The organism is Photorhabdus sp. CRCIA-P01 (genome assembly GCF_003545805.1).
GTDB classification, from domain to species: domain Bacteria; phylum Pseudomonadota; class Gammaproteobacteria; order Enterobacterales; family Enterobacteriaceae; genus Photorhabdus; species Photorhabdus antumapuensis.
This window is the reverse complement of record NZ_NMQR01000029.1, coordinates 1-24,919: the sequence shown is the minus strand read 5'-3', so window position 1 is coordinate 24,919 and position 24,919 is coordinate 1. Positions and strand designations below refer to the sequence as shown.

General features: G+C 40.2%; 25 protein-coding genes and 1 pseudogene. 21 read left to right on the top strand and 5 right to left on the bottom strand.

From position 1 onward, the window contains the following. Positions 1-35: 35 nt before the first annotated feature. Genes D3222_RS16365 through eutA form a run of 4 tightly spaced genes read right to left on the bottom strand, consistent with a single transcriptional unit; the run spans position 36 to position 4,110 of the window. Positions 36-410, bottom strand: coding sequence for a helix-turn-helix domain-containing protein (locus D3222_RS16365; RefSeq protein ID WP_118987111.1), 375 nt, complete (start codon positions 408-410; stop codon positions 36-38). A 37-nt stretch (positions 411-447) separates the two neighbouring features. After that, a complete protein-coding gene (gene eutC, locus D3222_RS16360) occupies positions 448-1,302 on the bottom strand; it encodes an ethanolamine ammonia-lyase subunit EutC (protein ID WP_118987110.1) in 855 nt (284 codons plus the stop codon). Positions 1,303-1,323: 21 nt separating this feature from the next. Continuing rightward, a complete protein-coding gene (locus tag D3222_RS16355) occupies positions 1,324-2,685 on the bottom strand; it encodes an ethanolamine ammonia-lyase subunit EutB (protein WP_118987109.1) in 1,362 nt (453 codons plus the stop codon). A 12-nt stretch (positions 2,686-2,697) separates the two neighbouring features. Beyond that, entirely contained in the window at positions 2,698-4,110 is a 1,413-nt protein-coding gene (gene eutA, locus D3222_RS16350) for an ethanolamine ammonia-lyase reactivating factor EutA (protein ID WP_118987108.1), read from the bottom strand. 314 nt (positions 4,111-4,424) lie between these two features. Here eutA and cobA point away from each other — a divergent pair, with 314 nt between their 5' ends. The 14 genes and pseudogenes from cobA (at position 4,425) to D3222_RS16265 (ending at position 19,812) form a co-directional block, all read left to right on the top strand. After that, the gene (gene cobA, locus D3222_RS16345) at positions 4,425-5,207 is read left to right on the top strand and encodes a uroporphyrinogen-III C-methyltransferase (RefSeq protein WP_118987144.1); all 783 of its coding nucleotides are present in this window, start codon (positions 4,425-4,427) and stop codon (positions 5,205-5,207) included. Between the two features lie 31 nt (positions 5,208-5,238). Further along, on the top strand, positions 5,239-6,312 hold the full coding sequence (cobD, locus tag D3222_RS16340) for a threonine-phosphate decarboxylase CobD (protein ID WP_118987107.1): 1,074 nt from the start codon (positions 5,239-5,241) through the stop codon (positions 6,310-6,312). A 119-nt stretch (positions 6,313-6,431) separates the two neighbouring features. Continuing rightward, a pseudogene (locus D3222_RS16335) lies at positions 6,432-7,061 on the top strand (NAD(P)-dependent oxidoreductase); the annotation flags it as partial. Between the two features lie 69 nt (positions 7,062-7,130). Further along, entirely contained in the window at positions 7,131-7,679 is a 549-nt protein-coding gene (gene cobO / locus D3222_RS16330; protein ID WP_118987105.1) for a cob(I)yrinic acid a,c-diamide adenosyltransferase, read from the top strand. 507 nt (positions 7,680-8,186) lie between these two features. Further along, positions 8,187-8,825: a hypothetical protein gene (locus tag D3222_RS16325; RefSeq protein WP_118987104.1), complete on the top strand. Its 639-nt coding sequence runs from the start codon at positions 8,187-8,189 to the stop codon at positions 8,823-8,825. A gap of 1,555 nt (positions 8,826-10,380) precedes the next feature. Further along, positions 10,381-11,406, top strand: a complete 1,026-nt coding sequence (locus D3222_RS26080) for a hypothetical protein (RefSeq protein WP_232832546.1) — start codon at positions 10,381-10,383, stop codon at positions 11,404-11,406. A gap of 1,015 nt (positions 11,407-12,421) precedes the next feature. After that, a complete protein-coding gene (locus D3222_RS16310; RefSeq protein WP_118987103.1) occupies positions 12,422-13,906 on the top strand; it encodes a pyocin knob domain-containing protein in 1,485 nt (494 codons plus the stop codon). Between the two features lie 82 nt (positions 13,907-13,988). After that, positions 13,989-15,404, top strand: coding sequence for a tail fiber assembly protein (locus D3222_RS16305; RefSeq protein ID WP_118987102.1), 1,416 nt, complete (start codon positions 13,989-13,991; stop codon positions 15,402-15,404). A 158-nt stretch (positions 15,405-15,562) separates the two neighbouring features. Further along, positions 15,563-16,327 carry a phage tail protein gene (locus D3222_RS16300; protein WP_118987101.1) on the top strand — a complete coding sequence of 255 codons (765 nt, stop codon included), beginning with the start codon at positions 15,563-15,565 and terminating at the stop codon, positions 16,325-16,327. A gap of 552 nt (positions 16,328-16,879) precedes the next feature. Next, positions 16,880-17,467 carry a gp53-like domain-containing protein gene (locus D3222_RS16290; RefSeq protein ID WP_118987099.1) on the top strand — a complete coding sequence of 196 codons (588 nt, stop codon included), beginning with the start codon at positions 16,880-16,882 and terminating at the stop codon, positions 17,465-17,467. Positions 17,468-17,469: 2 nt separating this feature from the next. After that, positions 17,470-17,892 (top strand): tail fiber assembly protein, encoded by a 423-nt coding sequence (locus tag D3222_RS16285; RefSeq protein ID WP_118987098.1) that lies wholly within the window; start codon positions 17,470-17,472, stop codon positions 17,890-17,892. 365 nt (positions 17,893-18,257) lie between these two features. Then, positions 18,258-18,920 carry a DUF4431 domain-containing protein gene (locus D3222_RS16280; protein WP_232832545.1) on the top strand — a complete coding sequence of 221 codons (663 nt, stop codon included), beginning with the start codon at positions 18,258-18,260 and terminating at the stop codon, positions 18,918-18,920. Positions 18,921-19,289: 369 nt separating this feature from the next. Continuing rightward, positions 19,290-19,544: a type II toxin-antitoxin system RelB/DinJ family antitoxin gene (locus D3222_RS16270; protein ID WP_118987140.1), complete on the top strand. Its 255-nt coding sequence runs from the start codon at positions 19,290-19,292 to the stop codon at positions 19,542-19,544. Further along, the gene (locus D3222_RS16265) at positions 19,531-19,812 is read left to right on the top strand and encodes a type II toxin-antitoxin system YafQ family toxin (protein ID WP_118987096.1); all 282 of its coding nucleotides are present in this window, start codon (positions 19,531-19,533) and stop codon (positions 19,810-19,812) included. Before D3222_RS16270 ends, D3222_RS16265 begins: the two co-directional genes overlap by 14 nt. A 349-nt stretch (positions 19,813-20,161) precedes the next feature. Here the strand turns inward: D3222_RS16265 and D3222_RS16260 are convergent, their stop codons facing one another. Continuing rightward, entirely contained in the window at positions 20,162-20,350 is a 189-nt protein-coding gene (locus D3222_RS16260) for a Cro/CI family transcriptional regulator (protein ID WP_118987095.1), read from the bottom strand. A gap of 79 nt (positions 20,351-20,429) precedes the next feature. On the opposite strand from D3222_RS16260, the gene D3222_RS16255 reads away from it, so the two are divergent. The 7 genes from D3222_RS16255 (at position 20,430) to D3222_RS16225 (ending at position 24,710) form a co-directional block, all read left to right on the top strand. Beyond that, a complete protein-coding gene (locus D3222_RS16255) occupies positions 20,430-21,080 on the top strand; it encodes a LexA family protein (RefSeq protein WP_118987094.1) in 651 nt (216 codons plus the stop codon). 302 nt (positions 21,081-21,382) lie between these two features. Next, a complete protein-coding gene (locus D3222_RS16250) occupies positions 21,383-21,565 on the top strand; it encodes a phage tail tube protein (protein ID WP_118987093.1) in 183 nt (60 codons plus the stop codon). A 196-nt stretch (positions 21,566-21,761) separates the two neighbouring features. After that, a complete protein-coding gene (locus tag D3222_RS16245; protein ID WP_118987092.1) occupies positions 21,762-21,971 on the top strand; it encodes a hypothetical protein in 210 nt (69 codons plus the stop codon). Then, entirely contained in the window at positions 21,937-22,419 is a 483-nt protein-coding gene (locus tag D3222_RS16240; protein ID WP_118987091.1) for a DUF2335 domain-containing protein, read from the top strand. The genes D3222_RS16245 and D3222_RS16240 overlap by 35 nt, the downstream gene beginning before the upstream one ends. A gap of 83 nt (positions 22,420-22,502) precedes the next feature. Continuing rightward, the gene (locus D3222_RS16235; RefSeq protein ID WP_118987090.1) at positions 22,503-22,820 is read left to right on the top strand and encodes a hypothetical protein; all 318 of its coding nucleotides are present in this window, start codon (positions 22,503-22,505) and stop codon (positions 22,818-22,820) included. Between the two features lie 484 nt (positions 22,821-23,304). Then, positions 23,305-24,198 carry a tail fiber protein gene (locus tag D3222_RS16230; RefSeq protein WP_118987089.1) on the top strand — a complete coding sequence of 298 codons (894 nt, stop codon included), beginning with the start codon at positions 23,305-23,307 and terminating at the stop codon, positions 24,196-24,198. Then, on the top strand, positions 24,198-24,710 hold the full coding sequence (locus D3222_RS16225) for a tail fiber assembly protein (protein WP_118987088.1): 513 nt from the start codon (positions 24,198-24,200) through the stop codon (positions 24,708-24,710). The genes D3222_RS16230 and D3222_RS16225 overlap by 1 nt, the downstream gene beginning before the upstream one ends. The last annotated feature ends 209 nt before the right edge of the window (positions 24,711-24,919 follow it).

The window sequence follows — 24,919 nt, the reverse complement described above, 5'->3', positions numbered from 1 at the left end:
TCTTTTTTATTTTTATATTGATGATTTTCTTTTAATCAGTCGAGCACGAGTTGGCTTATTCGGCAATCATATAAAGCCGCTAATTTTTCAATCGTTGCTTTGCGTGGGCGATCTGATTTCTCAAACTGAGAAACGGCAGCTTGTTTTATACCCAGTTTTTCCGCTACCTCAGCTTGTGATAGTCCACGATAAATGCGCCAAGCGGCTTGTAGTGAAACTTCATCGTCTACCATGATAGAAACGACTTCATGAGGAATAGTTTCATCGTCATTTGGTCCCGCTGTATAGGGAATAATTTGATAATTTTCATCATGATCCGCAGCTGCCAACAGTCTTTCGTACTCGTCCATTGGCAAAATAACGGCTTGTTTTTTGCCATGCTCGTCTGTAATAAATTGAATACTAGCCATATTCTTTTGCTCCGTATGTTTACGTAATACCATTCCATCAACGACTAAGCGCAATGCCGGACGCTTGTTGTGCCAGCATATTTTTAGCTAAATCGACAATAATTGCCGCGGCTTCGATCGGTGGTGTGCCGCCACGATGAATATTAGAGATACAAGTGCGGTCAGCTTCAACGGTTTTCTCTACCGTCGGCTGGTAAACGGCATAGCAGGAGAGACTTTCCGATTGCCCCAATCCGGGACGTTCTCCAATCAGTAAGATAACCACTTTCGCTTTCAGCAATTCGCCAATCTGATCTTCAATTTTAACGCGGCCATAGCGCACAAAGAACGGCGTGCCGATGCACAATCCTGCTTGTTCCAGCCCTTTTAGCAGAGGTGGCAGAATATCTTCATAGTTGGAAATAATAGCATCAGTAGAGAGACCATCGGAGACAACAACCTGTACATCAGAACCTGTTTTACACTGTGTCAACAAGGTTTCTACCGCATTGGCACTGAGTTTCCTCCCCAGATCAGGGCGAGTCAGATAGCGGTTTTTGTCGCTGATTTGAGATTGCACTTCCAGCAACCCCTGTTTTTCAATCCATTCAGTTGGGACTTCTTTCAGCACCGTATCTTTAGAGCGGGAGTGATCAGCCTGAAAACGCAGTAATGCCTGAGTGCGTGGGCGTGGACCGCTGCGGCCGGTACCCACTCTCGCCACAGTGCTGCGGCGTAATTCCTGTAAGACTTCTATACGATTTGGGTTTTGGACACCAATCCACTGTTTGGCTTCCAGGGAGCCTAAGTCCAGCGTACAGCTTTCAGCTTCGTCAGTGATTTCAGGAGATGCAGATGGTTCCTGACCAGACACCACATTGCTTATATTTTCTTCAATTTGTTTTTGGTTCATATGATTTATCTCAACAAAGCATCAGAAAAAGAACGATGCATCGCCTGCGCGTGATGTTAAACGGCCATTTGCCATCAGCCCCATATGTTCCAGCCAGCGTTCAAACTCGGGTGATGGGCGTAGATTGAGCAGATGGCGGATAGTGGCGGTATCGTGGAAAGCAGATGTCTGGTAATTGAGCATAATGTCATCACCGAGCGGCATGCCCATGATGAAATTACACCCTGCGGTTGCTAGCAGGATCATCAGGTTTTCATTCTGGTTTTGATCGGAATCTGCGTGGTTGGTATAGCAGCAATCACATCCCATTGAGACGCCGCTGAGTTTCCCCATAAAGTGGTCTTCCAGTCCAGCGCGGATAATCTGGCGATCATTGTAGAGGTATTCCGGCCCGATGAAACCGACAACGGTATTCACCAGAAATGGATCATAGTGACGTGCCAAACCGTAGTTTCGTGCCTCCATTGTCACTTGATCCGCGCCAAAATGAGCACCGGCGGAGAGCGCGGAGCCTTGTCCGGTTTCAAGATACAGGCAGTTATCACCAGCAAGACGGCAATATTCCGCACCAACGGCCCGCGCTTCATCCAACATAGCCAATTCTACGCCAAACTCTTTTAGCCCTTTTTCACTGCCGCAAATACTTTGGAAAATTAAACCACCCGGTGCACCACGTTTAATGGCTTCTATCTGGGTAGTGACATGGGCTAAGACACAGCCCTGGGTTGGGATGGCGAATTTGTCGATCACCTCATGGATGGTATCCAGCACGCGGGTGAGGTTTTCCACATCGTCGGTTACCGGGTTGACGCCGATGACGGCATCACCAACGCCAAACGATAGCCCTTCGTAAATCTGAGCCAGAATGCTTTGTACATCGTCGCGGGTATCGTTAGGTTGCAGCCGGGCACTGAACGTTCCTGGTGTTCCAATGGTGGTATTGGCTTTTTTGATCACCGGCATTTTTTTCGCGCCATAGATCAGGTCTGCATTGGAGCTGATTTTTGCCACGGCGGCAACGACTTCGGAACTTATCCCTTTACGCAGAAAGGCAATATCATCCACGCTGGTGTCATCGCTCAATATATATTCACGCAGTTCGCCGATGCGCCAGTTTTTTATGCGAGTGTAGGCAATTTCATTAATGTCATCCTGAATAATGCGAGTCACGCAATCCTCTTCATAAGGAATGATCGGATTCATGCGAATATCCGCAATTGTCATTTCCGAGAGGACATGTTTAGCCGCTACCCGTTGTTGAGAACTTTCGGCCGCTACCCCGGCTAGCACATCCCCGGAACGCAATTCGTTAGCCATTGCCAGCACCTGTTTGACATCTTTAAACTGATAGGTCTTACCAAAAAGCTGAGTTTTCAATTTCATGTTTACGCTCTCTCAGGAAGGAAAAGCCAGTGATTTGATAGTGACGGGAACGACAGTGCCGTTAAATAGTGGTGTGCCAATGTCGATATAATCCCCGGTGCGGGTGATAACTTCATCAATAACCGCTAGCGGCCGTTCTCCCATCAGAGGATGTAGCAGCATACCCAATGCTTTACCAAAATCTTGACCCGCGACGATGAGCAGCGGGTGAGAAGAGGGATAGCGCCCGGCAAAGTTCTGTAAAGCGGTAATGCATGTCTGCACGGCGGCATAATTCACCGGCAGGGCGTCGGGTAGGGCCAATGCATAGAGATCCTGCTCGGCATTCAGATCCATTTGTGTGAGTGCATGTTGCCAGGCTTCTGCCAGTGATTCAGTGGCTTCTGTGTCAGGATGGACGACGGGAATATTGCGCAGTGGTAGTGATAGTGTATCGAGCCAGATAGTGCTACCGGATAACGATAATGTATGAGCACCGGCACCAATCACCGTGGCGCGCACGGTTTGTTTTGGCACTTGCAGCGGCAGTTTGGCGAAATCATTATCACGATGGATAGCTTGGGCCAGCAGCGGCCCTAAATCGTGAAAACGGAATAGATCATGATCCGAGGCTTCTCGATAACATTCTCCTACCCCGCCGGAGAGGGTGACCGCGTAGAGTTCATCACAGTTTGGCAGCGGCTCGGTCATGAGTAATTGTTGTGCCAGAGGTGTGAGTTGCCCGGTGACGACTTCCCATAGCAATTGTGACATTCGCGTAGCAATTTGCTGTAATTGCATGGCAGTCAGATGTTGAATATCTGTGTTTTCACCAAATAGTGAATCAACGATGAGTGCCCCGGGCGGATGTGCCCGTAAAACTTTCCCTTGAAGATCGGTCTCCAATAAGCGGCCGCCGACATTCAGGCAAGCGGTGGCGATAAGTCGCCCGGCATCAAAGAGGGCATAATTGGCTGTGCCGCCGCCGATGTCAATGTTGAGCACTCTGGCCATTTTTTGCTGTGAAAGTGCTTGAGCGCCGGAACCCAAACCGGCAATTACCGATTCCAAATGTGGTCCCGCTGTTGCGACAACAAAATCCCCTAATTTTTGTGCCAGCGTCATAATTGCAGGACGTGCATTGCATGTTTTCGCGGTTTCACCGGTAATGATCACTGCGCCGGAATCGATACTTTCCAGATCGATGTTTGCGGCCTGATATTGTGCCTGGATCAGACTGAACAGTTCGTCTTCACGCAATTGTCCGGCGAAGTCTACGGGGGTAAATAACACCGGGCTTTGCCAGATAATCTCGCGGCTAACAAACTCGTAGCGTGGCACTTGTGATACCGCTGCACGGTTCACCAGTGACAAACGCGAAAAGATCACTTGTGTGGTGGTGGTGCCGATGTCAATACCGACACTGAATAATTCCTTGGCTTCCATCGTTACACCTCTTGTCTGTAATAAGGCGTATGTTGGCATTTTTTTTTATTAATCAGTATTAAATATCGGCAATTTGGTTAGAAAGTCAACTGTAGTCACAAAAACATTAGGGGTTATAATAAAAATGGCGTAGATACAAGATGCAGGGGTAAGTTACCAGGAGAAACAAGCAGATAAAGCAGCAATGCGTCAGAACAGATGGTTATCATCAATACATTAACAAAAATGAAGAATTATTGATCTCACACCAGATCGTATTGCTGGCTATCGGTTATATATCTTCCAACAGACTTTCGTTAAGGGTGAGAAAAATGATGAATAGCGGAAAAGTTTGGTTGGTAGGTGCCGGTCCCGGCGATGCGGCGCTGATTACTGTCAGAGGATTACATTGTATCCGTCAGGCTGAGGCGCTGGTGTATGATCGATTAGTCAGCCCGGACCTGTTATCCGAAGCACCTGATGACTGCAAAATGATTAATGTCGGCAAAACGCCGAACTATCACCCAGTGCCGCAACGGCAAATTAATCAGATCTTGGTAGAGTGTGCGCAACAAGGGTTAAATGTTGTTCGGTTGAAAGGGGGTGATCCTTATGTGTTCGGGCGTGGCGGTGAAGAAGCGGAAGCTTTGGCACTGGCGAAAATCCCCTTTGAAGTGGTCCCGGGCATCAGTTCATCCATTGGTGGCCTGGCTTGTGCCGGGATACCGGTCACCCATCGTGATTATGCCTCAGGTTTTCACGTTGTTACCGGCCACCTGCGTCAGGAAAATGAATCCCAAGATTGGGCGACGCTGGCAAAGCTGGAAGGTACGTTGGTTATCTTAATGGGAATGACTCAACTGGCGAGCATCTGTGAGCAACTGATCGCAGGCGGTAAAGCGCCGACAACGCCGGCGGCGGTTGTGATGTATGCCAGCCATCAGCAACAGCAGGTTGCCAGCGCAACCCTGTTAACTCTGGCTCAGCGGGTAGCTGCTCAGGGATTGACTGCACCTGCATTGATTGTGATTGGTGATGTGGTGCGTTTGCGGGAGACACTGGCTTTTAGCCGGGATCATCTATTGTTATCTTCTGTTCCATCACTGATGGCACTCTGATTCTCTGTTTAACATTTGGGGATAATATTTGATGAGCGAACATGGCGGTAATGTGCTGGAAATGGCGCTGAAAATCGGTGTTACAGTCGAAGAGATGATTGATTTCAGCGCGAATATCAATCCGTTAGGCATGCCGGCATCCCTGAAAACGGCCATTATCGACCAATTGCAATGCGCAGAATACTATCCTGATACAGAATATCGCCGGTTACATGCCGCGTTAGCGCAGGCTCATCATTGCACTGTCGAAAATCTGATGGCGGGTAATGGTGCTACTGAATTGATTTATGCTGTGGTGAATTATCTTAAGCCGCGTCGAGCCATGTTGTTGATACCGGGATTTGCTGAATATCGGCGCGCCTTGCAGCGAGTGGATTGCCAGATTGATGAGTATGTGATGAGTGAAGCTGATAGCTATCAACCTGATGAACGCTTGTTGATGGCATTGGAGCGCTATCGCCCTGACTGTTTGTTTCTTGCGACACCGAACAATCCGACGGGGTTGATGCCAGATGCTGTGCTATTGCAGGCGATATTTGAACGTTGCCGTCAGCATAATATTGCGTTGATTGTTGATGAGGCGTTTATTGATTTTCTCCCGGACACTGCTGGATTTATTCCTCAGATAGCGCATTTTCCTCGTCTTTATATTCTGCGTTCATTAACGAAATTTTTTGCTATTCCGGGGTTGCGCCTTGGTTATCTGGTCAGCGGTGATATCGCGGGTATCAGGACAATGAAATGTTGGCGGGAGCCGTGGACGATTAATGCTTTCGCGGCATTGGCGGGTGAAATTGTGCTTAATGATAACGCTTACATTCAAGCAACACACTGCTGGTTAGCTGAGCAACAACGTTGGCTTTATCAGGCATTGGTCATGTTACCGGCATTGCGTGTTTGGCCTCCCTCGGCAAATTATATCTTCCTGTGTTGTCTGCGTCCGGAAATCGATCTTCAACAAGCATTGCTGAAACAGAGAATATTGATTCGCCATTGTGCTAATTATCCGGGCTTGAATGCTGCTCATTATCGGGTCGCCATCAAGGGCGAGCATGATAATCGCCGTCTGGTATCGGCGTTACGTCAGGTATTCGGTTATGGCTGAAACGCGTTGTCCGGCATCGTGTGGTGAACTTGTCCAAGGGTGGATCTTGGGTGGCGAGAATCAGCATTTGCTGACCATGATACCGGGTGGTGTACGTTAACTGTAGGAGGAGACTTATGTTGGATTATTTGCCGATGTTTTGTCAGATCCGGGATAAAACCTGTCTGCTGGTTGGAGGCGGTCAGGTAGCCGAGCGTAAAGCGCGTCTGTTATTAGATGCTGGCGCACATCTATTAGTTAATGCGCGGGAATTTACCCCGCAATTTAAGATATGGGAAGAGGCTGGTCAAGTAGCACTTATTCGCGGTGAGTTTGAGCCTCACTGGCTTGAGCGTTGCTGGCTGGTTATTGCTGCCACTAATGATGCAGCGGTGAATGGCTATGTGAGTGATTGTGCAACGGAACGCCGTATTTTCTGCAATGTGGTGGATGAGCCACAACAGGCAAGTTTTATTACCCCGTCAGTGATTGATCGCTCGCCACTGGTGATTGCTATCTCCTCTGGAGGTAATGCACCGGTATTGGTCAGGTTATGGCGTGAAAAACTGGAACGGTTGTTACCGATGCATCTTGGTCGTCTGGCCGCTTACGGTGGAACACTTCGCCAGCGGGTAAAACGACATTTTCATCATTTGGCGGCACGTCGTCACTTTTGGGAGCGGTTTTTCACTAATGAGCGATTAATGCAATTGTTGGTCAGTCAAGATCGTCAACAAGTTGATCGGGTGGTAGAAACATTATTTTCTGAGTCATCTCAAGCGAATACAAACAAAACAAACAGTCGTTCCTTGACTGACTAACATGTTGGAGCCGGACAAATGAGTGAGGAGCGATATAAACAGAGAAAACAGCGGCAAAAAGAGAGATTTATGGCACAAGTTGCAGCCGCTCAGGAAAACCGGGGGATTGTCATTATCTATACCGGTGATGGCAGAGGGAAAACTACCGCGGCAATGGGAACGGTTGCACGAGCATTGGGTCATGGATTAAAGGCCGGCGTTATCCAATTTATTAGGGATGAATGGTCAGCCGGTGAGCGTGTTTTGTTGCAGCGGCATGGGGTGGAATTTCAACTAATATCAATGGACTTGGTTGGAGAAAGGCAAAATCGTGCTAAGGATATTGCCGCTTGTACTGAGGTTTGGCAGCATGCGAAGCGCATGATGCGTGATCCTGAATTATCATTGGTAGTGCTTGGTGAATTGGTTTGTGTGATAAATAATGGTTATCTATTGCTAGACGAAATTATCAAGGCATTAAACGAACGGCCAATTAATCAGACAGTGATTATTACCGGACAAGATTACCCTGTTGAATTAATTGAACTGGCTGATACTGTGAGTGAAATGCGTCCCGTAAGACATTGAAATATTAAATTTCAGACAAGTATTTATGGAAAAACGAATCAGTAACATTCGTGAATTTTCTATGCATTCTCCGATTATCACATCAGATAAAGTTTAACTAATCAGTAAATTCTTCATGGTGACTGTATCAGGTAGATGAAAATCTATTACTATTGTTTGCAAATTGGCCTAATCCTTATTTTATTATTTTTAAATTAATTTATTATTTAAGTTGTGAACAATAAACTAATGGTTAAATAACATGATGTTTCGTTTGGTAAGATTTATATTCAATAAAGCTTGATAATACATTAAATAAATTCTATGCAATGTATTACACCATCCAATAATTTTAATTTATTTACAAGTTGGGATTTATATCTAATATTATCGGTGGAAAAAATATAACGTTAATTTAAGTTTTAATATGTGAAATAAGCTCACGTAATTTATATTATATTCTGTTGAATATTTTATTAAGTTTCAAACAACGCATGGTTATTTAATTTATAAATTAAGAGGTTTAATATGTCTATTGAAAATACCAATGTAGCTGAACAAACAACAGGTAAAGATTCAGTTGTACTTGGACATGCAGAAGCGCCAGCAGTGCATTCTATCGCAATTGGTGCTTCACCCCGAAATTCTAAAACAATCAGTGAAGCGGCTATTGCCATTGGGCAAAATCAAATCGCGGGTAAACAAGGTGATACGAAAGTCGTTTGGCCGATTGCGATTGGTGCTGATTCTGTATCCAACGGCCTGGCTTCTATCGCTTTGGGACAAAAGGTGACTGCTAGTGCGGCTCAGGCAGTGGCAATTGGTCAACACTCTTCCGCAACAGAAAAAGGGAGCATTGCATTAGGTGCGGATTCTATTGCTAATAAACCGAATGTTGTTTCTGTAGGAAAAACGGGCCATGAACGTAAGATTATACATGTTGCGGCTGGAGATATTTCAAATCACAGTACTGAGGCGGTTAATGGTCAGCAGCTATATGCTGAATCGGCAAGGGTTGATATATTATTGGATGCAAAGAATAAAGAATTGGAAGAGAAGATTCAATCTCTGGAAAGTGATGTAGCTAATCTTACTCTGCTGGTTCAGAATAGTGTGGATGATGTCGCATTATTGAAGAAACGACTTCTCGATGCATTGAATTATTAATATCTGTTGATTGTTATTTCATATATTCTTGGCTATTAGGCTGAGAATATATGATTTAGTGATAAGGATTTTATTTATCGATTGTTTATTTCCCTTTAATATTGAATCTTTTAATCTAATAAAAGCCAGCTCGGAAACTGGCCTTTCACTCATCGGTTGAAAAGCATACTTACAGAAAGCGAGATGTTGAGAGGTAGACAACAACACTATGAACACTTGAGATGAAAGATGTAACAGATTTCATGATGAACTCTCTTTATTGGTAAAATGTGATTTGTTTCACGAAAATCTAAATTGTGGCTGCGATTTTAATCAGAAAAACTTCAGAGTCAAGTGGTTTTTAAAAATTATTTTAAAGATTAAAATAATTTTGCATCGGTGTTTTAGGTGATGAGATGAGCGCATCTTGCAGAGGGGATACTGAGTGGTATGACTAACCGTTATCCTTAGGTTGCATATCACTTGCTATATGTTAATCGGTAGTTGCAGAGGAGAGTTATAGGGGACATAGCTGAACAATCTGAGTTAGGTGACTTGTCAGTTTGATATAAATCTGGCCAGGCAAAATTGTACTGAAAGGATTTATTGACTTATTTCTATTCATCTGTGTTACGCGCTATAAACAATCGGAAATAAAAGCTAATAGCGATCCGGCGAAAACAAAGGAAGGGTCGTGGGTATTGGTTCAGTGCTGTTAAAATATTTTTATGAATAGGCGTCGTTTATTATTGTTTCTCTGGGCAGACTAATTAAAATAAAAGAGATAAGAGAATAATAATTTCATATGTTGAATATAATTATTTTGGATATATTTTTGATGGGGTCCTATTGGATTATTTATTTTTGTCAGATTAAAAACAGTCTATTTTTAATCTGTAATGAAATTTCATTATCATTTTTATAGACTGGGTTACTGTGGACTATTAATGTAAAAATTATAAGGCCACCTTGGATAATGATTATATTTCCCCCTCAACTATTTGTTTTAAAATGTGTAATTATTTTTTTGTGCCGGGTGTGTTAAATATCTATTTACATTCCTTGGGAAATATCTCAAAATGCCCTTTCAGTATGCCATTAAATCTACGCGTATGACGTTTGGTATCTTGGTTAAAATTAATTATCTAGGATAGCATCCCATGAAATATATTTCACAATTCTAGGATTTTAATTTATTTACAAACTGGATTTTTTGTATAATATTATGTTTTATCGACTTTTGGTGTTAATTTTAACTTGCGTAAAAAAGTGGAGGTTATAATAATATTTTTAGATTCTGTTAAGTTGATTTAATATTTCATGATGAAAAGTATAGAAAAATCATTATATGAAATTTAATTATCCGTGACGTTCAATACTACGTTATATTGCTGGTTTTATTAATCCAGCAATAAGTTATACCTAATAGATTTCGAGTTGCAGCGCGGCGGCAAGTGAACGAATCCCCAGGAGCATAGACAACTATGTGACTGGGGTGAGTGAAAGCAGCCAACAAAGCAGCAGCTTGAAAGATAACGGGTATATAGTAATTTAATTTCTGAATTAAGAGGTATCTATGTCTACAGATAATATGAATATAACCGATCAAACAGTTGGTAAAGATTCAGTTGTTGTGGGGAATGCAGAAGCACCAGCAATATATGCTATAGCAATTGGTGCTTCACCACTAACTTCTAAATCAATTAGTGAGGCTGCTATTGCTATTGGGCAAAATCAACTGGCGGGTAGAAAAGAGGATAAAGAGAATGAGGATGATAAAGTCATATGGCCAATTGCGATTGGTGCTGATTCTATATCCAGTGGTTCAGCTTCTATTACCCTGGGGCAAAAGGTTGTTGCTAGCGGGGTTCAGGCAGTAGCAATTAGTCAAAACTCTACTGCAACAGGAAATTCGAGTGTTGCAGTGGGATCAGACTCTATATCCAGCGGTTCGGCTGCTATTGCTCTGGGGAAAAAAGCTATTGCCAGGGGGAGTCAGGCAGTAGCAATTAGTCAAAATTCCTCTGCAACAGGAAGTTCGAGCGTTGCATTAGGAGATGGCTCTGTATCCAGCGGCTCGTCTTCTATTGCTCTGGGGCAAAATGTTTCTGCCAGTGGGTCTCAGGCAATTGTGATTGGTCAAAACTCCTCTGTAACAGGAAGTAGGAGTATTGTATTAGGATCAGACTCTAAATCCAACTCTCCGTCTGCTATTGTCGTGGGGCAAAAGGTTAGTGTTAGTGCGTCTCAGGGAATTGCGATTGGTCAAAACGCCTCTGTAACAGCAAGTGGGAGCATTGCATTAGGTTCAAATGCCGTTGCCAGCAAATCGAACGTTGTTTCTGTAGGAAGGCCGGGTAATCAACGTAAGATTGTGAATGTTGCTGCCGGGGATATTTCGAGGAACAGTACGGAGGCGGTGAATGGTCAGCAATTATATGCTGAATTGACAAGAATGGGTGCATTGGATATAAAAAATAAGCAACTGGAAATGGATATTAAAAGGCTGGAGAGTACTATAGACAATCTTACCCGTTCTATTACTAATCTTACTCTGTTGTGCCAGAAAAATGCGGATGAAGTTGCTTTATTGAAGAAATGAATTCTTAACTCATTGGATTATTAATAACAAATGGATTCGGCTAAACTAATAAGTGCATTTTCAGGAGGGAGGTTCGTTGCTATTACCTTAGCATCTGTTCTTTTCCAAAGTAAAATGCACTGACGTCCATCAATCATTAGTAAAAAATTAAAAATAAATCAGGAAATAAGAGAATAGATTAACCGGTTAATTTAACAAAAAATAAGTAATATACCTAATAGATTTCGAGTTGCAGCGCGGCGGCAAGTGAATGAATCCCTAGGAGCATGGATAACGATGTGACTGGGGTGAGTGAAAGCAGCCAACAAAGCAGCAGCTTGAAAGATGAAGGGTATAAATAGATGATTAATCATTTGAAGGGATATCAAGAGATCTCTTTTTTTATGAGGGAATTTGTAAATTAATTTATAAAGAAAAATGCAGGAAGGTGATTGATGGTAGCATTTCAGGATTATCAGTAAACTCAATAAAATAATTACCCCGAAATATTTTGGATGATAAAATATCTAATGAATTATTTAAAGTAATGCGAATTTATTTATTTTTAGCTTAATGATGTTGCGTTTACTATGAGAAGCTGTGACTTTTATTCACTGTAAGTAAGAAGGTAATACCACTACAAGATGCTGTTGATTTAGGTATTGCGACTCAAATGGAAAGTGACGAAAATGGCCCGAATAAACAGGCCATTTATACAGTAGTTTTATTGATTCTGGAATTAATATATTGAAAGGTTTAGCCTGGAATATGAAACATAGAAAATTGCAGTAAACTATAAAATGGAGGAAATAATTTCGGGTGTTGAATATAAATGGTTTGGATATGTTCTCATGGAAATTTATTGGTTTTATTCTTTGTGCTAATTATACAAAAATAATTATTCTTCTGATTTAGAAGAACGTTTTATTATTATTTTTATGAATTAAACTATGGCGGCCGTAAATTATTAAGGATTACCTTGATAATAATTCAATATATTTACTATAAATAATGCTATTTAATCTAAGGGGTGTATATGAGTACTAAAAATGATTTTAAGGCTTTTTCTATTAGTAATGATGCTAATGTAGCGAGTCAAGAGAAATATGAGCAAGACCAAAGTTTGCGGACTGGATTTCCACCAGATAATATTCCTATTAATCTGTTAAACAAGGTATTACGTCAATCGTCAACAATAGCATCTGTCGTAGCCCATTTTATTGCGACACAATCTGGTAGTGATATTTTGGATGATGGAGATGTAGCGAAACTTACCGAGCAATTAAATAAGGCTTTAAAACAGAAAATCACAACAGAAATTCCAAATGCCTCATTAACACAAAAGGGCGTTGTTCAGCTTACTAATGTGGTGGGCGATAGTGACACATTAGCTATTACGCAAAAGCTGGCTCAGGAAATAGTAAATTCATTGCGTGAAAGTATTAATACTAAAGTACCAAATACCCGAAAAATTAATGGGAAAGCACTGTCTGAGGATATCACTATTACTTCTCAGGATATTTTAGGTGGGCAGGCGATTAGTTTAGGTGATAAGGCGGATTTGAATAGCTACAAAACACCGGGAATTTATCATCAAGAATATGATGCTCATGCCAAAAATGGCCTTAATTACCCTGAATTTCTCGCCGGTTCTCTTGTTGTATTGAAATCGGCTGGGACCGTTCAACGTTACTTTGTCTATAATAGCAGCCGGGTATATACACGTAGTCAGTTTCATGATAATCCGTGGACACCTTGGACGAGAGAATATAATACGTTGAATAAACCTACTGCTGAGGATATTGGCGCATATACAAAAATAGATTCTGATTCCCGATATATTGCAGGGGTCCGCAAGGTGAATGGAAAATCTTTATCTACGGATGTCACGATTACTTCTCAGGATATTTTGAGTGGGCAGGCGATTAGTTTAGGTGATAATGTAAATTTGGATTACTGTAAAACACCAGGAATTTATTATCAGGATTATAATGCTCATGCTAAAAATGGCGTCAATTATCCTGAACCGCTCTCTGGTTCACTTATTGTGTTGAAAGCGGCTGGAATCATTCAACGTTATTTCGTTTATAACAGCAGCCGAGTATATACACGTAGCCAATTCCATGATAATCCATGGACACCTTGGGCCCAAGAATATAACACATTGAATAAACCTGCTGACAGAGTTATTAGCGGGTATACAAAAGCAGAAGTAGATAACCTGGTTAATGCTAAAGGAAATAAAAATACAGCTTTAAAATCAGTGAATGGTTGGTGGAAATGTGGGGATACAGGGGTGATTTATCAGTGGGGGATCGTGAACTGGGCAGCGTATGATACACCCGTTAATTTTCCAATCCAGTTTCCTAATGCTTGTGTAAATGTTTCGTTGACATTGGGTGATAAATCTAACCTAGAATCATCATATAATGTTGTGGCAAGACAATTGTCTGTAACAGGATTTAGTTATTGGGCATACGAGACTGAAAGTTCTGCGTTTTGGTTTGCAATAGGATATTGATATGTAATTTACAATGCAAAAATAGATGTTTTTATTTTTGAATTTCCTCTCAAAATAATATTATTCAATTTGAGGATTGTATATGAGTGCCAAAAATGATTTTAAGGCTTTTTCTATTAATGATAATGCTAATGTAGTGAGTCAAGCAAAGTATGAAGAAAACCAGAGCTTACAGACTGGTTTTCCACCAGATAATATTCCTGTTAATCTGTTAAATAAAGTATTGCGTCAATCGTCAACAATATCATCTGTGGTAGCTAATTTTATCGCGACCCAATCTGGCAATGATATTTTGGATGATGGTAATATTGCTAAACTTACCGATCAACTCAATAGGGTCTTAGAACAGAAAATTGCAACAGAAGTTCCAGATGCCTCATTAACACGAAAAGGTATTGTTCAGCTTACCGATGTAGTAGGTAATAGTGACACATTAGCGGTGACGCAAAAGCTGGTTCAGGAAATAATAAATTCATTGCGTGAAAGTATTAATGCCAGGATACCCAATACCCGAAAAGTTAACGGGAAAGTGTTAACTGAGGATATTAATATTACTTCTCAGGATATCCTCGCAGGGCAGACGCATAGTTTAGGCGATAATGCGAATTTGGATAATTACAAAATACCGGGGATTTATCACCAAGAGTATAATGCCCATGCCAAAAATGGTAATAATTATCCTGAGCCATTCGCTGGTTCGCTGGTTGTGCTGAAAGCGGCCGGTGTTGTTCAACGTTATTTTGTTTATAACAGCAGTCGGGTATATACACGTAGTCAGTTTCATGAAAGCCCGTGGACGCCTTGGACCAGAGAATATAATACACTGAATAGACCTACTGCTGGAGAGGTTGGAGCGTATGCAAAAGCAGAGTCTGACTCTCGATATATTACAGGGACCCGAAAAGTTAATGGAAAAGCTTTAGCTGCGGATATCAATATTACTTCTCAAGATATCTTCGCCGGGCAGTCGATTAATTTAGGTGATAACGCGGATTTAAATAGTTATAAAACACCAGGAGTTTATTATCAAGAATATAATGCTCATGCCAAAAATGGCGCGAATTACCCTGAACCGTTTGCGGGTTCGCTTATTGTGTTGAGAGCGGCTGGGGTTATTCAACGCTATTTTGTTTATAATAGTAGTCGAGTATATACACGTAGCCAATTTAGCGATAATCCGTGGACGCTTTGGGCTCAAGAATATAACTCGTTAAATAAACCTTCTGATAAGACTGTTGGGGAGAATGCGGAAGCAGAATCTGATAATATTTATATTGCTGATAAAGAGAAATTAATACAGCAAGCAGAACATGAGAAATCTCAGTTATTGATTAAAGCCAATAATCTTGTTGTGCCACTACAAGACGCTGTTGATTTGGGCATTGCCTCCGAAGCAGAAAAAGCCGTTCTACTGGAATGGAAGAAATATAGAGTAATGTTGAGAAAAGTTGATATTTCATTAGCGCCTGATGTTGAGTGGCCTCAACAGCCGAAGTAATAAAGATAGTCTGAATAAATAGATTATTCATATTACAAGAATATTTAATTATTGTTTTTCTGGACCAGATTATAATTTGCATGAATTAATGTCAATCATCTATATAGTGATTCAATATGTTAATTATAAAATAATGTTATTTGATCTAAGGGGGATATATGAGCACAAAAAATGATTTTAAAGCTTTCTCTGTTGGTAATAATGCTAATGTAGTAAGTCAGGAAAGATATGAAGAAAGTAAGGATTTGCTGACTGGGTTTCCACCAAATGATGTTCCCACTCATTTGTTGAATAAAATATTGCGTCAGTCGTCAACCATAGCATCTGTCGTGGCTAATTTTATTGCAGAACAATCTGGCGAGGATGTTTTGGATAATGGGGATATAACCAAACTCACTGCACAATTGAGCAAAGCTTTTTACGTCAGTGCTAAACGGGTGGGTGATATCTATTTATCTGCACATCCAGCATCAGATTTAGCTAAAGGAGAATATATTGCGAATGGTGCTACTTATGCGATTGATTCAACTGTTGGTCAAGCATTGAATAATTTATCCGATGCATATAAGGTGGCATGGGGAATCAAACAGAGTGGTGATAAAATTAATCTCCCTAATTTGTTTGCTGATGGACGAGGGGTATTTGCGCGTGCCGGTTTGCAGCCTGGTGTGATACAGGGCGATGCGATTAGAAATATTACAGGTAATGTGGGATGGCAAGGGCATGGGCTTTTTACTCGTACCAGTGGTGCATTTTATGGTGTTCTGAGTACTGCTACAGTCATTGCTGCGGGAACTAATGCTAATAGTAATCATGGATATTCAGCCTATGCCACTTTTGATGCATCAAAAGTCGTACCAACGGCAGACGAAAACCGCCCATTAAATGTTAGTATGATACCGGTAATTTATTTAGGTATATAAGATAATAATAAATTATTATTTTGAGAGTATTAGACTAGCATCTATTTATTGACTCGCATGATGCTAATTCAGGTAGTCATCTCTCAGTGAGTGTCCAAATAATATAGCCAGAATTTAAATATGGATTTTGGCTATATATGAATAATATGGAAAGTGATAAGAAAGAATTGCTGTTAACAGCTTTGAAAAAATACAAGGTATTACTGAGTTGGATAGATATTTTACCGGCTTATGATATTGAATGGCTGTAACAGCTAACATGAAGAGTACGTTTATAATTTAAAATAAAAATAATTGAATGAAAAAGAAAGATATATAAAAGATTAATTTCAAATGTTGAATATAATGAGTTTGGGGATATTTTTATTGCAACGTGTTGGGTTATTTATTATTGTCAATTATACAAAAATAGTTGCTCATTTTAGTTATAAAAATATTTCATTATTGCTTTTCTAAACTAGACTATTATTGACGTGAATTGTAAGAAATCATCTTCACGATAGTTCAATATGTTTATTATGAACTAATATTATTTAATTTAAGGAGATATATATGAGTGCAAAAAATGACTTCAAAGCTTTTGCTATTAGTAATAATGCCAATGTATTAAGTCAACAAAGCTATGAAACATATCCAGAGTTGTTAATTGGATTTCCAGACAATCAATATATTCCTAATCACGTATTAAATAAGGTATTGCGTCAAACATCAACCATATCATCTGCTGTAGCTGATTTTATTGCGACAGAATCTGGCAGTGATGTTTTAGATGACGGTGATGTATCCAAAATTACCGCAAAATTAAAAAGCGTGTTAGAACAAAAAATTGCGAAATGTTGTAATCTTAATGTAAATACTGCTAATAAGGTCGTGAACGGTTGGTGGAAATGTGGTGATACTGGAATAATTATTCAGTGGGGGCAAGCAAACGGCGCTATGAATATAAATGATTACAGAAATTTCACCATCCCATTTCCTAATGCTTGTTTTCAGATTGTTGCAACATATCCTGATTTTGGTAATTATGGATCAGGGGTTGCTGCCATGCCTATTTCTGCAAGTCAATTTATTGTGACGTGCAGAAATTCTATACACGAGCTATCAAGTAATTTAGTGAGATATTTGGCGATAGGATATTAATTATGTATTTTTATAGCGCAAAAACAAATGCATTCTACCCAATGGAATTGAAAGCAAATTATATTGCTTCTGGTTCGTTGCCCGATGATATTATGGAGGTTAGTATTGATATTTATCAAGAATATGCTGCCAATAATGTACCAGAAGGAAAATATCGTATAGCAGGTCAAAATGGTTTACCGGAATGGGCCGATATTCCTCCACCAACAAAAGATGAATTGCAGCAGCGTGCTGAAAGTAAAAAACAACAGTTTATTGTAGAGGCCAGCCAGCAGATAGCACCATTACAAGATGCTGTTGATTTAGGAATTGCGACTAAAGAAGAAGAAACGGCTTTATCAGTATGGAAGAGATACAGAGTCATGTTGAACAGGATTGATATTTCACAGGTTCCCGATATTGAGTGGCCGGAACAGCCAAAATAATGAAAGTGGCCTGAATAAACAGGCCATTCTTAGAATAGTTTTGTTAACATTGAATTATCCAACTCTACAGCGACGATGTATTTGCCAGTGAAAATCATTCAATAAAGGAATGAACCGAATATGAGACATATCAGGTAAAACTTGATGGCGTGTTTACTGCATGCTTGAGGATAAATAGATGTGATCAGATTATTCACAATCGTGTAGGATCGGGCGGAAAAGGTATGATAACTTAGAGGAAATCAAGAGTTGAAAATACAGTTAATCTCCTGAGGAGAAAATTGTAAATTAGAAAAAATTCAGGTTGTGATTTTATCTTCAATGTATTTAAAATAATGCTGAAAAATCACCAATAGGAGTAGTGTATGAGAACACTAATAGGTTTTTTGGCATTAATACTGTGTGGTATGTCATTCCTATCATTCGGCGCGAGCTTTGATTGCTCAAAAGCTACTAGTAAGGCTGAAAAGTTAATCTGCTCGACCCCGGCATTATCCCAAGCTGATGACAACCTATATGTTGATTACCTTCAAGCTAAATTGGTTACAGACAACAATGCAGACTTTAAGGCTCTGGTAAAACAGAATTGGGAACTTCGCGAAAAATGCGCAGTAGTTGAATGTCTTCAAGATTGGTATCAACGGTCATCTGAAATGTATAGAAAGATTGCTGCGGTTAAAACAACAGAGAACTGCTATAAAGAGAGGCAAAAAATTACTCTTGATGGCACATTATTAAAGATCACCTATCCTGGCCCGCCAAATTACGAAAGCGTGGAGAATGGGGATACTCCTGAGACCTATTGGGTATTACAGCCAGATAAACCAATTGGATGCGCTAAAGGGGCTCCGGAATGGGGTGATTATAACCTTATGCAACTGGTAGTCGGGTCTGATGATTTCTATGATATATATCGAAGCCTTATCGGACGTCGTGTAAGCGTAACCGGAACTATCATGTACGCGGTTACCGGACATCACCATACACCGATAATGCTTGAAACCCAACGAATTGAAGCTGCTAAATAATTTGGAAATAATAATAGTGGGTAACTAGTGAAGTACTACCGGTAATTAGTAATACGGGAAGTTATTACAATTCGATGATGTTTGGTTTGTCATTTAATGGACGAATTCTAATGACAATCGAAAGTGGAATCGTAGTCAGTCAAAAGATATTACATTCTGATGAAAAGGTTTTAACTCTTGATACATTCATGGAGCTTGCTCAGAGAGCAGGCTATCTAATTATCCGTAGGGAGAAATTTTTCAACTTGCTTAACCAATGGTAACTCTAAGCTAAGGATGGCTTAACTTTGAAGCTCCCTGAAATTGTTGATGTCAGACATTCTTTGAATTAAAGTTGAATGACAGTGTTATTCAATGAGAAATCTTATTATAGCTACAAATCAATTAGTACAAGCCCGTATTGACGCGGAAATTAAAGCAGAAGCGGCGGCTGCTATGGGGCTGACTGTATCAGATGCCGTTCGCATGATGCTAACGCGAGTAGCAAGAGAAAAAGCGTTACCTTTTGAACCCTTGGTACCAAATGAGACAACAATAGCTGCAATGAAAGAAGCTCGTCAGGGTTGCGGTAATTCATTCTGCACTATCAAAGAGTTAATGGCTGACCTCAATGCGGATGATTAACTATACAAGTCAGTTTAAGCAAGATTACAAGAGAGAAAAGAAAGGTCGGCATCGTGAAATTCTTGATGACGCACTTATGCCAGTGGTTGAACTATTGGCCTTTGATAGCTTATTGGAGCCGAAATATTGCGATCATGTTCTTTCTGGGAATTGGAAGGACTTTCAAGATTGCTATGTCAAGCCTGACTTGATACTGATTTATCAAAAACCCGATGCGAGAACGTTGCGCCTTGTCCGTCTGGACTCTCACTCAGAACTTGGCTTATAGTAAACAATAAATCTCTTTGACAGATCAGAATCAATTAAAAAAATATAACCCTGAGAAATAGGGTTATATTTTTGTATATGCATAGGATCGCAGTGAATCACATAAAGAGGGATTTGCCGAGTGTTAGATTCTTTTTTCATTCGCGTAGTTCCATGCATCAGTTGCTATAAACTGATGTGGGAGATAATACCTTGAAAAACGCCGCACATAAATATCACCCTAGATGGTGGTTATAGTTTGAATACCTAAAATATCGCTACGCAGAATTTGCCAATTTCTTAATGAGTTGTGCAAATTAGAGGTAAGACTGCCCACACAGGCGGTGCATTCATTGTGGGTAGTTCAATTATTAGTCAGCAGATTTGTTGTATAACTCAGGATTATATTTGAGTTTACCGTTAGTAATTCTGTTCAACTTAAGAGTTGCTCGCTCAGGAATAACATTTTTCCATTGAGAAACTGCGGCATCAGACACGTTGAGTTTCTCGGCGATAGCCCGCTGATTGCCAAAAAATTTAATAGCGTCATCTTTGAACATATCCAAACCTCTATTTAAGATATCTTTAATTATTGAGCTAAAGGAATCTTAAGTCAAGAGGATTTAAGATAGCTTAATTATGAAAACTACAATCGGTGAGCGTATTAAATTACGCAGAAAAGAGCTCAAGCTCACTCAAAGAGAACTCGGCAAGCTTGTCGGTGTTTCGCATGTTGCTATTTCTCAATGGGAAAAAGAAGATACTGAGCCGAAAGGTGATAACCTTTTGGCTCTATCTTCTGCTTTAGGCTATTCGGCTGCATACATCCTTAAAGGGGAAAAAGATGATAGCTCGAATGTTTCATTTCTTAAACTCAATAAAACAAGGGGGGAATATCCACTAATAAGCTGGGTTTGTGCTGGAAATTGGAGTGAAGCGGTGGAACCTTACCATAGAAAAGCCGTTGATGATTGGTATGAAACTACCGTCAATTGTTCTAATGAATCTTTCTGGTTGGAAGTGAAAGGCGATTCAATGACATCACTATCCGGATTAAGTATCCCAGAAGGAATGATGATTTTAGTAGATCCAGAAGTGGCACCAGCAAGCGGCAAATTAGTTGTTGCTACGTTAGAGCAGGAAAATGAAGCAACATTTAAGCAATACATTGTCGATGCTGGACAACATTATCTTAAGCCTCTTAATCCACAATATCGAATGATACCGATTAATGGGAACTGCAAAATCATTGGCGTAGTTGTTGACGCAAGAATAGCAAAATTACCATGACATACACATACCTCATTAACATAAAACAAAAGACCCTCACTTGAGGGTTTTTTGCTTCTTCTTAAGCCTCTTTTGAAATAGATCAATTATTTAAGTAATCTTCACAACCAATATTTAATTTTATTTAAATAAATTATTGACATTCTTGTTAAGATATCTTAAATTTAAGCGCATCGAACAGGCAGGACGCCAACGAAGTAGCCGCTACAGGCATATGAAGATGTAGATGATTCGATATAGAAACCGAGCTGCGCAAAGTATTAACTCTCAAGCGTAAGCCAGAAAACGATAGCGCAAATGTCATGGCCGGTCTAATTACTCAAATTAAAGGCAACGAAGAGTTCCGCGTAAAAGTGGCAGCAGGAACTTCTATTACATTGGAAGGAATGGATACAACAGATAAAGAGAATTTTCCGCCAGGCGGTTCTGTCGGAACTATCAAAAAAGTCGTTGCATTTAAAGAACTGCATAGTTTGGCTGCATAACATCACAAAGAGCATCTTAGGACACTCAATGTAATAAGTATCCAGTAGCCTAGTTTGCTTAGGATTTTATATTTATGGTGTAGTAAATCTCATAACTTAGCGTTGATCTGCCATTACAACGATGTACACTATTGTGTGATGAGGTTATGTTATAAACTTATGTAACAATAGAGTGTTGATAATCGGAGGGTGAAATATGTCACTTGCAATACGGCGGTACTTAAAAGCGGCAGGTAGCATTATGGATATAATGCCATCGACTAATTATATGAAACTGGTATCATCCGAGAGTGATTTGGAGCAAATTCGTAATGATATGGCGGCGATATCCCAGGATGTTGCTAAAGTTTTAAGTGCTCAAGGTTATAAAGATGCAAAACCGGGAAAATACAAACATAGTCGATAGTAATGATTCTGAATCCGTAGAAATAGCAGAGCGGATAAAGCATCAGTTGATCGAGCAACCAGAGTTACTGGACAGGTTGCTCGATAGCCCAAAAATCATGGCCGTTGTTCAACATAAAGTGTCTCATTTCCAAGGTCCATTACCTCCCCCAAGTATGTTTCGTGAGTATGAAAATATCCTTCCCGGTACTGCGGAACGGCTGTTGTCATTGTCAGAAAAAGAGCAGGCATTCCGGCACGATACTAAAAGCAAGGCTATGCAAGGGGTAATTAATAAAGACAAGAGGGGTCAATGGATGGGATTTACTATCTCTGTAATGATCCTTGTCATAGCTACAGTATTCGCAGCTCTTGGCAATACTTGGTTTGCTGGAACGCTTATTACTCTAGATCTTGTTGGTTTGGCGGCGATCTTTGTTGCTGGCCGGGCATTTAAATCTGATAACTGAATCAACCCGTCAAGTAGCTTCCTGTTTCTAACATATAACCAACCCATGCCAGCTTAGTGCTGGTTTTTATTTTTGAGGCCAGCATGTCTGATATAGCAACTATTTCTCTGAGAGTTAACACCGCTGATTTGGAACGCGGAAATCAGGAACTAAACAAATTTCAATCTGTTGCTGAAAAAGCAAGTAAGGCAGAATCGGGTAAAAGTAAACCAAGTGCGCAAGTGACTGGAAGATTAGCGGCTGCTATGCATGTTCCCTTTGAATGGTTGGCATATGGAGATACGACAAGGTTTGAAAATGTTAAAAATGAATCGGGAGAAATACTTTATTCAATAGGTTTTCCGGCTGATATTGTAGATATGATTAATGAAGAGGCGAGGCGATTAAACGTAACCATCTGACAAAATACACCAGTTCCTTTCTGAGGTTGGCGTTAAGGCATTCAGAATGCATATTGGTCAAGTATTAGCGGTCGCAAAAATGAGTGACAATAAAGAGCAATATGAGAATGGACTAAAGAGAATTTTTTGGATAGACGGCTATTTGTTGCTTTGCATAACCCCAAGCCAAGGATGGCTCAAATAGTCACCTTTTCTTACATTATTGTGCGGACTATTATTACTAAATGGTAGTAAGTGATGAGGAGGAGTGTTATGAACACAGTTTACAAAGCACAGAAAGAATTGCAGGAATAGATAGAAGGAATAAGAGAAAAGTAGTTTCCAGATGTTAAATATAGATGGGTTTTTACTCTTGGAATTATATAAAAATAGTCAGCCTTCTGATTTATAAGGGTGTTTTGTTATTATTTTATTGAAATATACTGAATTGTGATAAGTCGTCTATAAATCTATAAAATAATATTATTTAATTTAAGGAGTGTATATGAGTCAGAAGAATGATTTTAAAGCTTTTTCTATTAGTGATAATGCGAATGTAGTGAGTCAGAGATTATATGAAGAAAGTAAGGATTTACTGACGGGGTTTCCACCAAATGATGTTCCAACTCACTTGTTAAATAAAGCATTGCGTCAATCATCAACCATATCATCTGTCGTAGCTAATTTCATTGCGACACAATCTGGTGATGATGTTCTGGATGATGGAAACGTAGCTAAACTAACCGCACAATTAAATAGAGCTTTAGAACAAAAAGCCACAACAAAAGTTCCCGATGCCTCATTAACACAAAAGGGCGTTGTTCAGCTTACGGATGTGGTGGGCGATAGTGATACATTAGCTGTTACGCAAAAGTTGGCTCAAGAAATAATAAATTCATTGCGTGAAGAAATTAATATCAGTAATAAAGCTAATTATCTACCCGTAGGGACTCCTATTCCCTGGCCTGCTGCTATACCGCCCATTGGGTGGTTGAAATGTAACGGTGAGTCCTTTGATAAGTCGAAATTTCCGGAATTAGCAAAGGCTTATCCTAGTGGTTATTTACCCGATTTAAGAGGTGAGTTCATTCGTGGTTGGGATAATGGCCGTGGTGTTGATCCGGGCCGGGTTTGCAGTACGTGGCAAGGTGACGCGATTAGGAACATTACAGGCTCGTTCCCTGGGGCTATCGCAGATAGTTATCATCTCGCAACAAAAGAAGCTTTCTACGGTAAAATTAATCTTGGAATAGCAACAGATGGTAGGACCAAGTCACAGAATATTCGTAACCCGGATAATCCATACGGCTTCGGATTCGACGCGTCAAGGGTTGTTCCTGTAGCCTCAGAGAACCGCCCCCGCAACGTCGCATTTAACTACATAGTGAGAGCAGCATAATGACTGAACAAAAATATTCTTTAGAACATGAAACAGTCGTATTGGGTAAAGACGGATTAGCAATTCAAGCGGGCTGGATAAAGGTTTATCACACTAATCAAATTACACGAGAATTCACAAACTCTGATATTGAATATGTGATGTTGGGTGTCAGTTTATCAGCGGGTGCTTACCTTGATGCGCCAGATCTTCCTAATTCTGATGATATGGCTGTTTGTCGCAGTGAAGACAGTAAGCATTGGGAAATAGTACCTGACTATCGCGGAAAAATTATTTACAACAAGCAAACTCGTGCACAGCAAGAAATTACTGAATTGGGCGAGCTGCCAGAAATTCTGACATTCAAGAAACCTGATACCGATTACGATAGATGGAACGGTAAAGAGTGGGTAGTTGATAAAGACCTTCTCAAATCCCATCAGATTGCAGGAGCAAAACGGAAGCAAGTAGAACTATTACGACAAGTAAATGAAACACTCTCATTGCTGCAGGGCAAGATCTCACAATTTTAACAAGGTTATTTGGGTTAAATAAAGACCAAAATATAACTTTTTATAGCCACTTCTCTCATTAAAACGTTAAGATCTCTCTATTCTATAAAAGCGTGATCTTAATAATGAGTATTTTCAACTTTATCAGCAAGATAGATGACCCACGTTCTGACATCAATAAAAAACATGAATTAATGGATGTGATTTTTTTAGCTTTTTCTGCTGTGTTA

Coding starts and splice junctions, on each gene's coding strand:
- D3222_RS16365 (WP_118987111.1), bottom strand. CDS start 410: ATGGCTAGTATTCAATTTATTACAGACGAGCATGGCAAAAAACAAGCC.
- eutC (WP_118987110.1), bottom strand. CDS start 1,302: ATGAACCAAAAACAAATTGAAGAAAATATAAGCAATGTGGTGTCTGGT.
- D3222_RS16355 (WP_118987109.1), bottom strand. CDS start 2,685: ATGAAATTGAAAACTCAGCTTTTTGGTAAGACCTATCAGTTTAAAGAT.
- eutA (WP_118987108.1), bottom strand. CDS start 4,110: ATGGAAGCCAAGGAATTATTCAGTGTCGGTATTGACATCGGCACCACC.
- cobA (WP_118987144.1), top strand. CDS start 4,425: ATGAATAGCGGAAAAGTTTGGTTGGTAGGTGCCGGTCCCGGCGATGCG.
- cobD (WP_118987107.1), top strand. CDS start 5,239: ATGAGCGAACATGGCGGTAATGTGCTGGAAATGGCGCTGAAAATCGGT.
- cobO (WP_118987105.1), top strand. CDS start 7,131: ATGAGTGAGGAGCGATATAAACAGAGAAAACAGCGGCAAAAAGAGAGA.
- D3222_RS16325 (WP_118987104.1), top strand. CDS start 8,187: ATGTCTATTGAAAATACCAATGTAGCTGAACAAACAACAGGTAAAGAT.
- D3222_RS26080 (WP_232832546.1), top strand. CDS start 10,381: ATGTCTACAGATAATATGAATATAACCGATCAAACAGTTGGTAAAGAT.
- D3222_RS16310 (WP_118987103.1), top strand. CDS start 12,422: ATGAGTACTAAAAATGATTTTAAGGCTTTTTCTATTAGTAATGATGCT.
- D3222_RS16305 (WP_118987102.1), top strand. CDS start 13,989: ATGAGTGCCAAAAATGATTTTAAGGCTTTTTCTATTAATGATAATGCT.
- D3222_RS16300 (WP_118987101.1), top strand. CDS start 15,563: ATGAGCACAAAAAATGATTTTAAAGCTTTCTCTGTTGGTAATAATGCT.
- D3222_RS16290 (WP_118987099.1), top strand. CDS start 16,880: ATGAGTGCAAAAAATGACTTCAAAGCTTTTGCTATTAGTAATAATGCC.
- D3222_RS16285 (WP_118987098.1), top strand. CDS start 17,470: ATGTATTTTTATAGCGCAAAAACAAATGCATTCTACCCAATGGAATTG.
- D3222_RS16280 (WP_232832545.1), top strand. CDS start 18,258: ATGAGAACACTAATAGGTTTTTTGGCATTAATACTGTGTGGTATGTCA.
- D3222_RS16265 (WP_118987096.1), top strand. CDS start 19,531: ATGCGGATGATTAACTATACAAGTCAGTTTAAGCAAGATTACAAGAGA.
- D3222_RS16260 (WP_118987095.1), bottom strand. CDS start 20,350: ATGTTCAAAGATGACGCTATTAAATTTTTTGGCAATCAGCGGGCTATC.
- D3222_RS16255 (WP_118987094.1), top strand. CDS start 20,430: ATGAAAACTACAATCGGTGAGCGTATTAAATTACGCAGAAAAGAGCTC.
- D3222_RS16250 (WP_118987093.1), top strand. CDS start 21,383: ATGGCCGGTCTAATTACTCAAATTAAAGGCAACGAAGAGTTCCGCGTA.
- D3222_RS16245 (WP_118987092.1), top strand. CDS start 21,762: ATGTCACTTGCAATACGGCGGTACTTAAAAGCGGCAGGTAGCATTATG.
- D3222_RS16240 (WP_118987091.1), top strand. CDS start 21,937: ATGCAAAACCGGGAAAATACAAACATAGTCGATAGTAATGATTCTGAA.
- D3222_RS16235 (WP_118987090.1), top strand. CDS start 22,503: ATGTCTGATATAGCAACTATTTCTCTGAGAGTTAACACCGCTGATTTG.
- D3222_RS16230 (WP_118987089.1), top strand. CDS start 23,305: ATGAGTCAGAAGAATGATTTTAAAGCTTTTTCTATTAGTGATAATGCG.
- D3222_RS16225 (WP_118987088.1), top strand. CDS start 24,198: ATGACTGAACAAAAATATTCTTTAGAACATGAAACAGTCGTATTGGGT.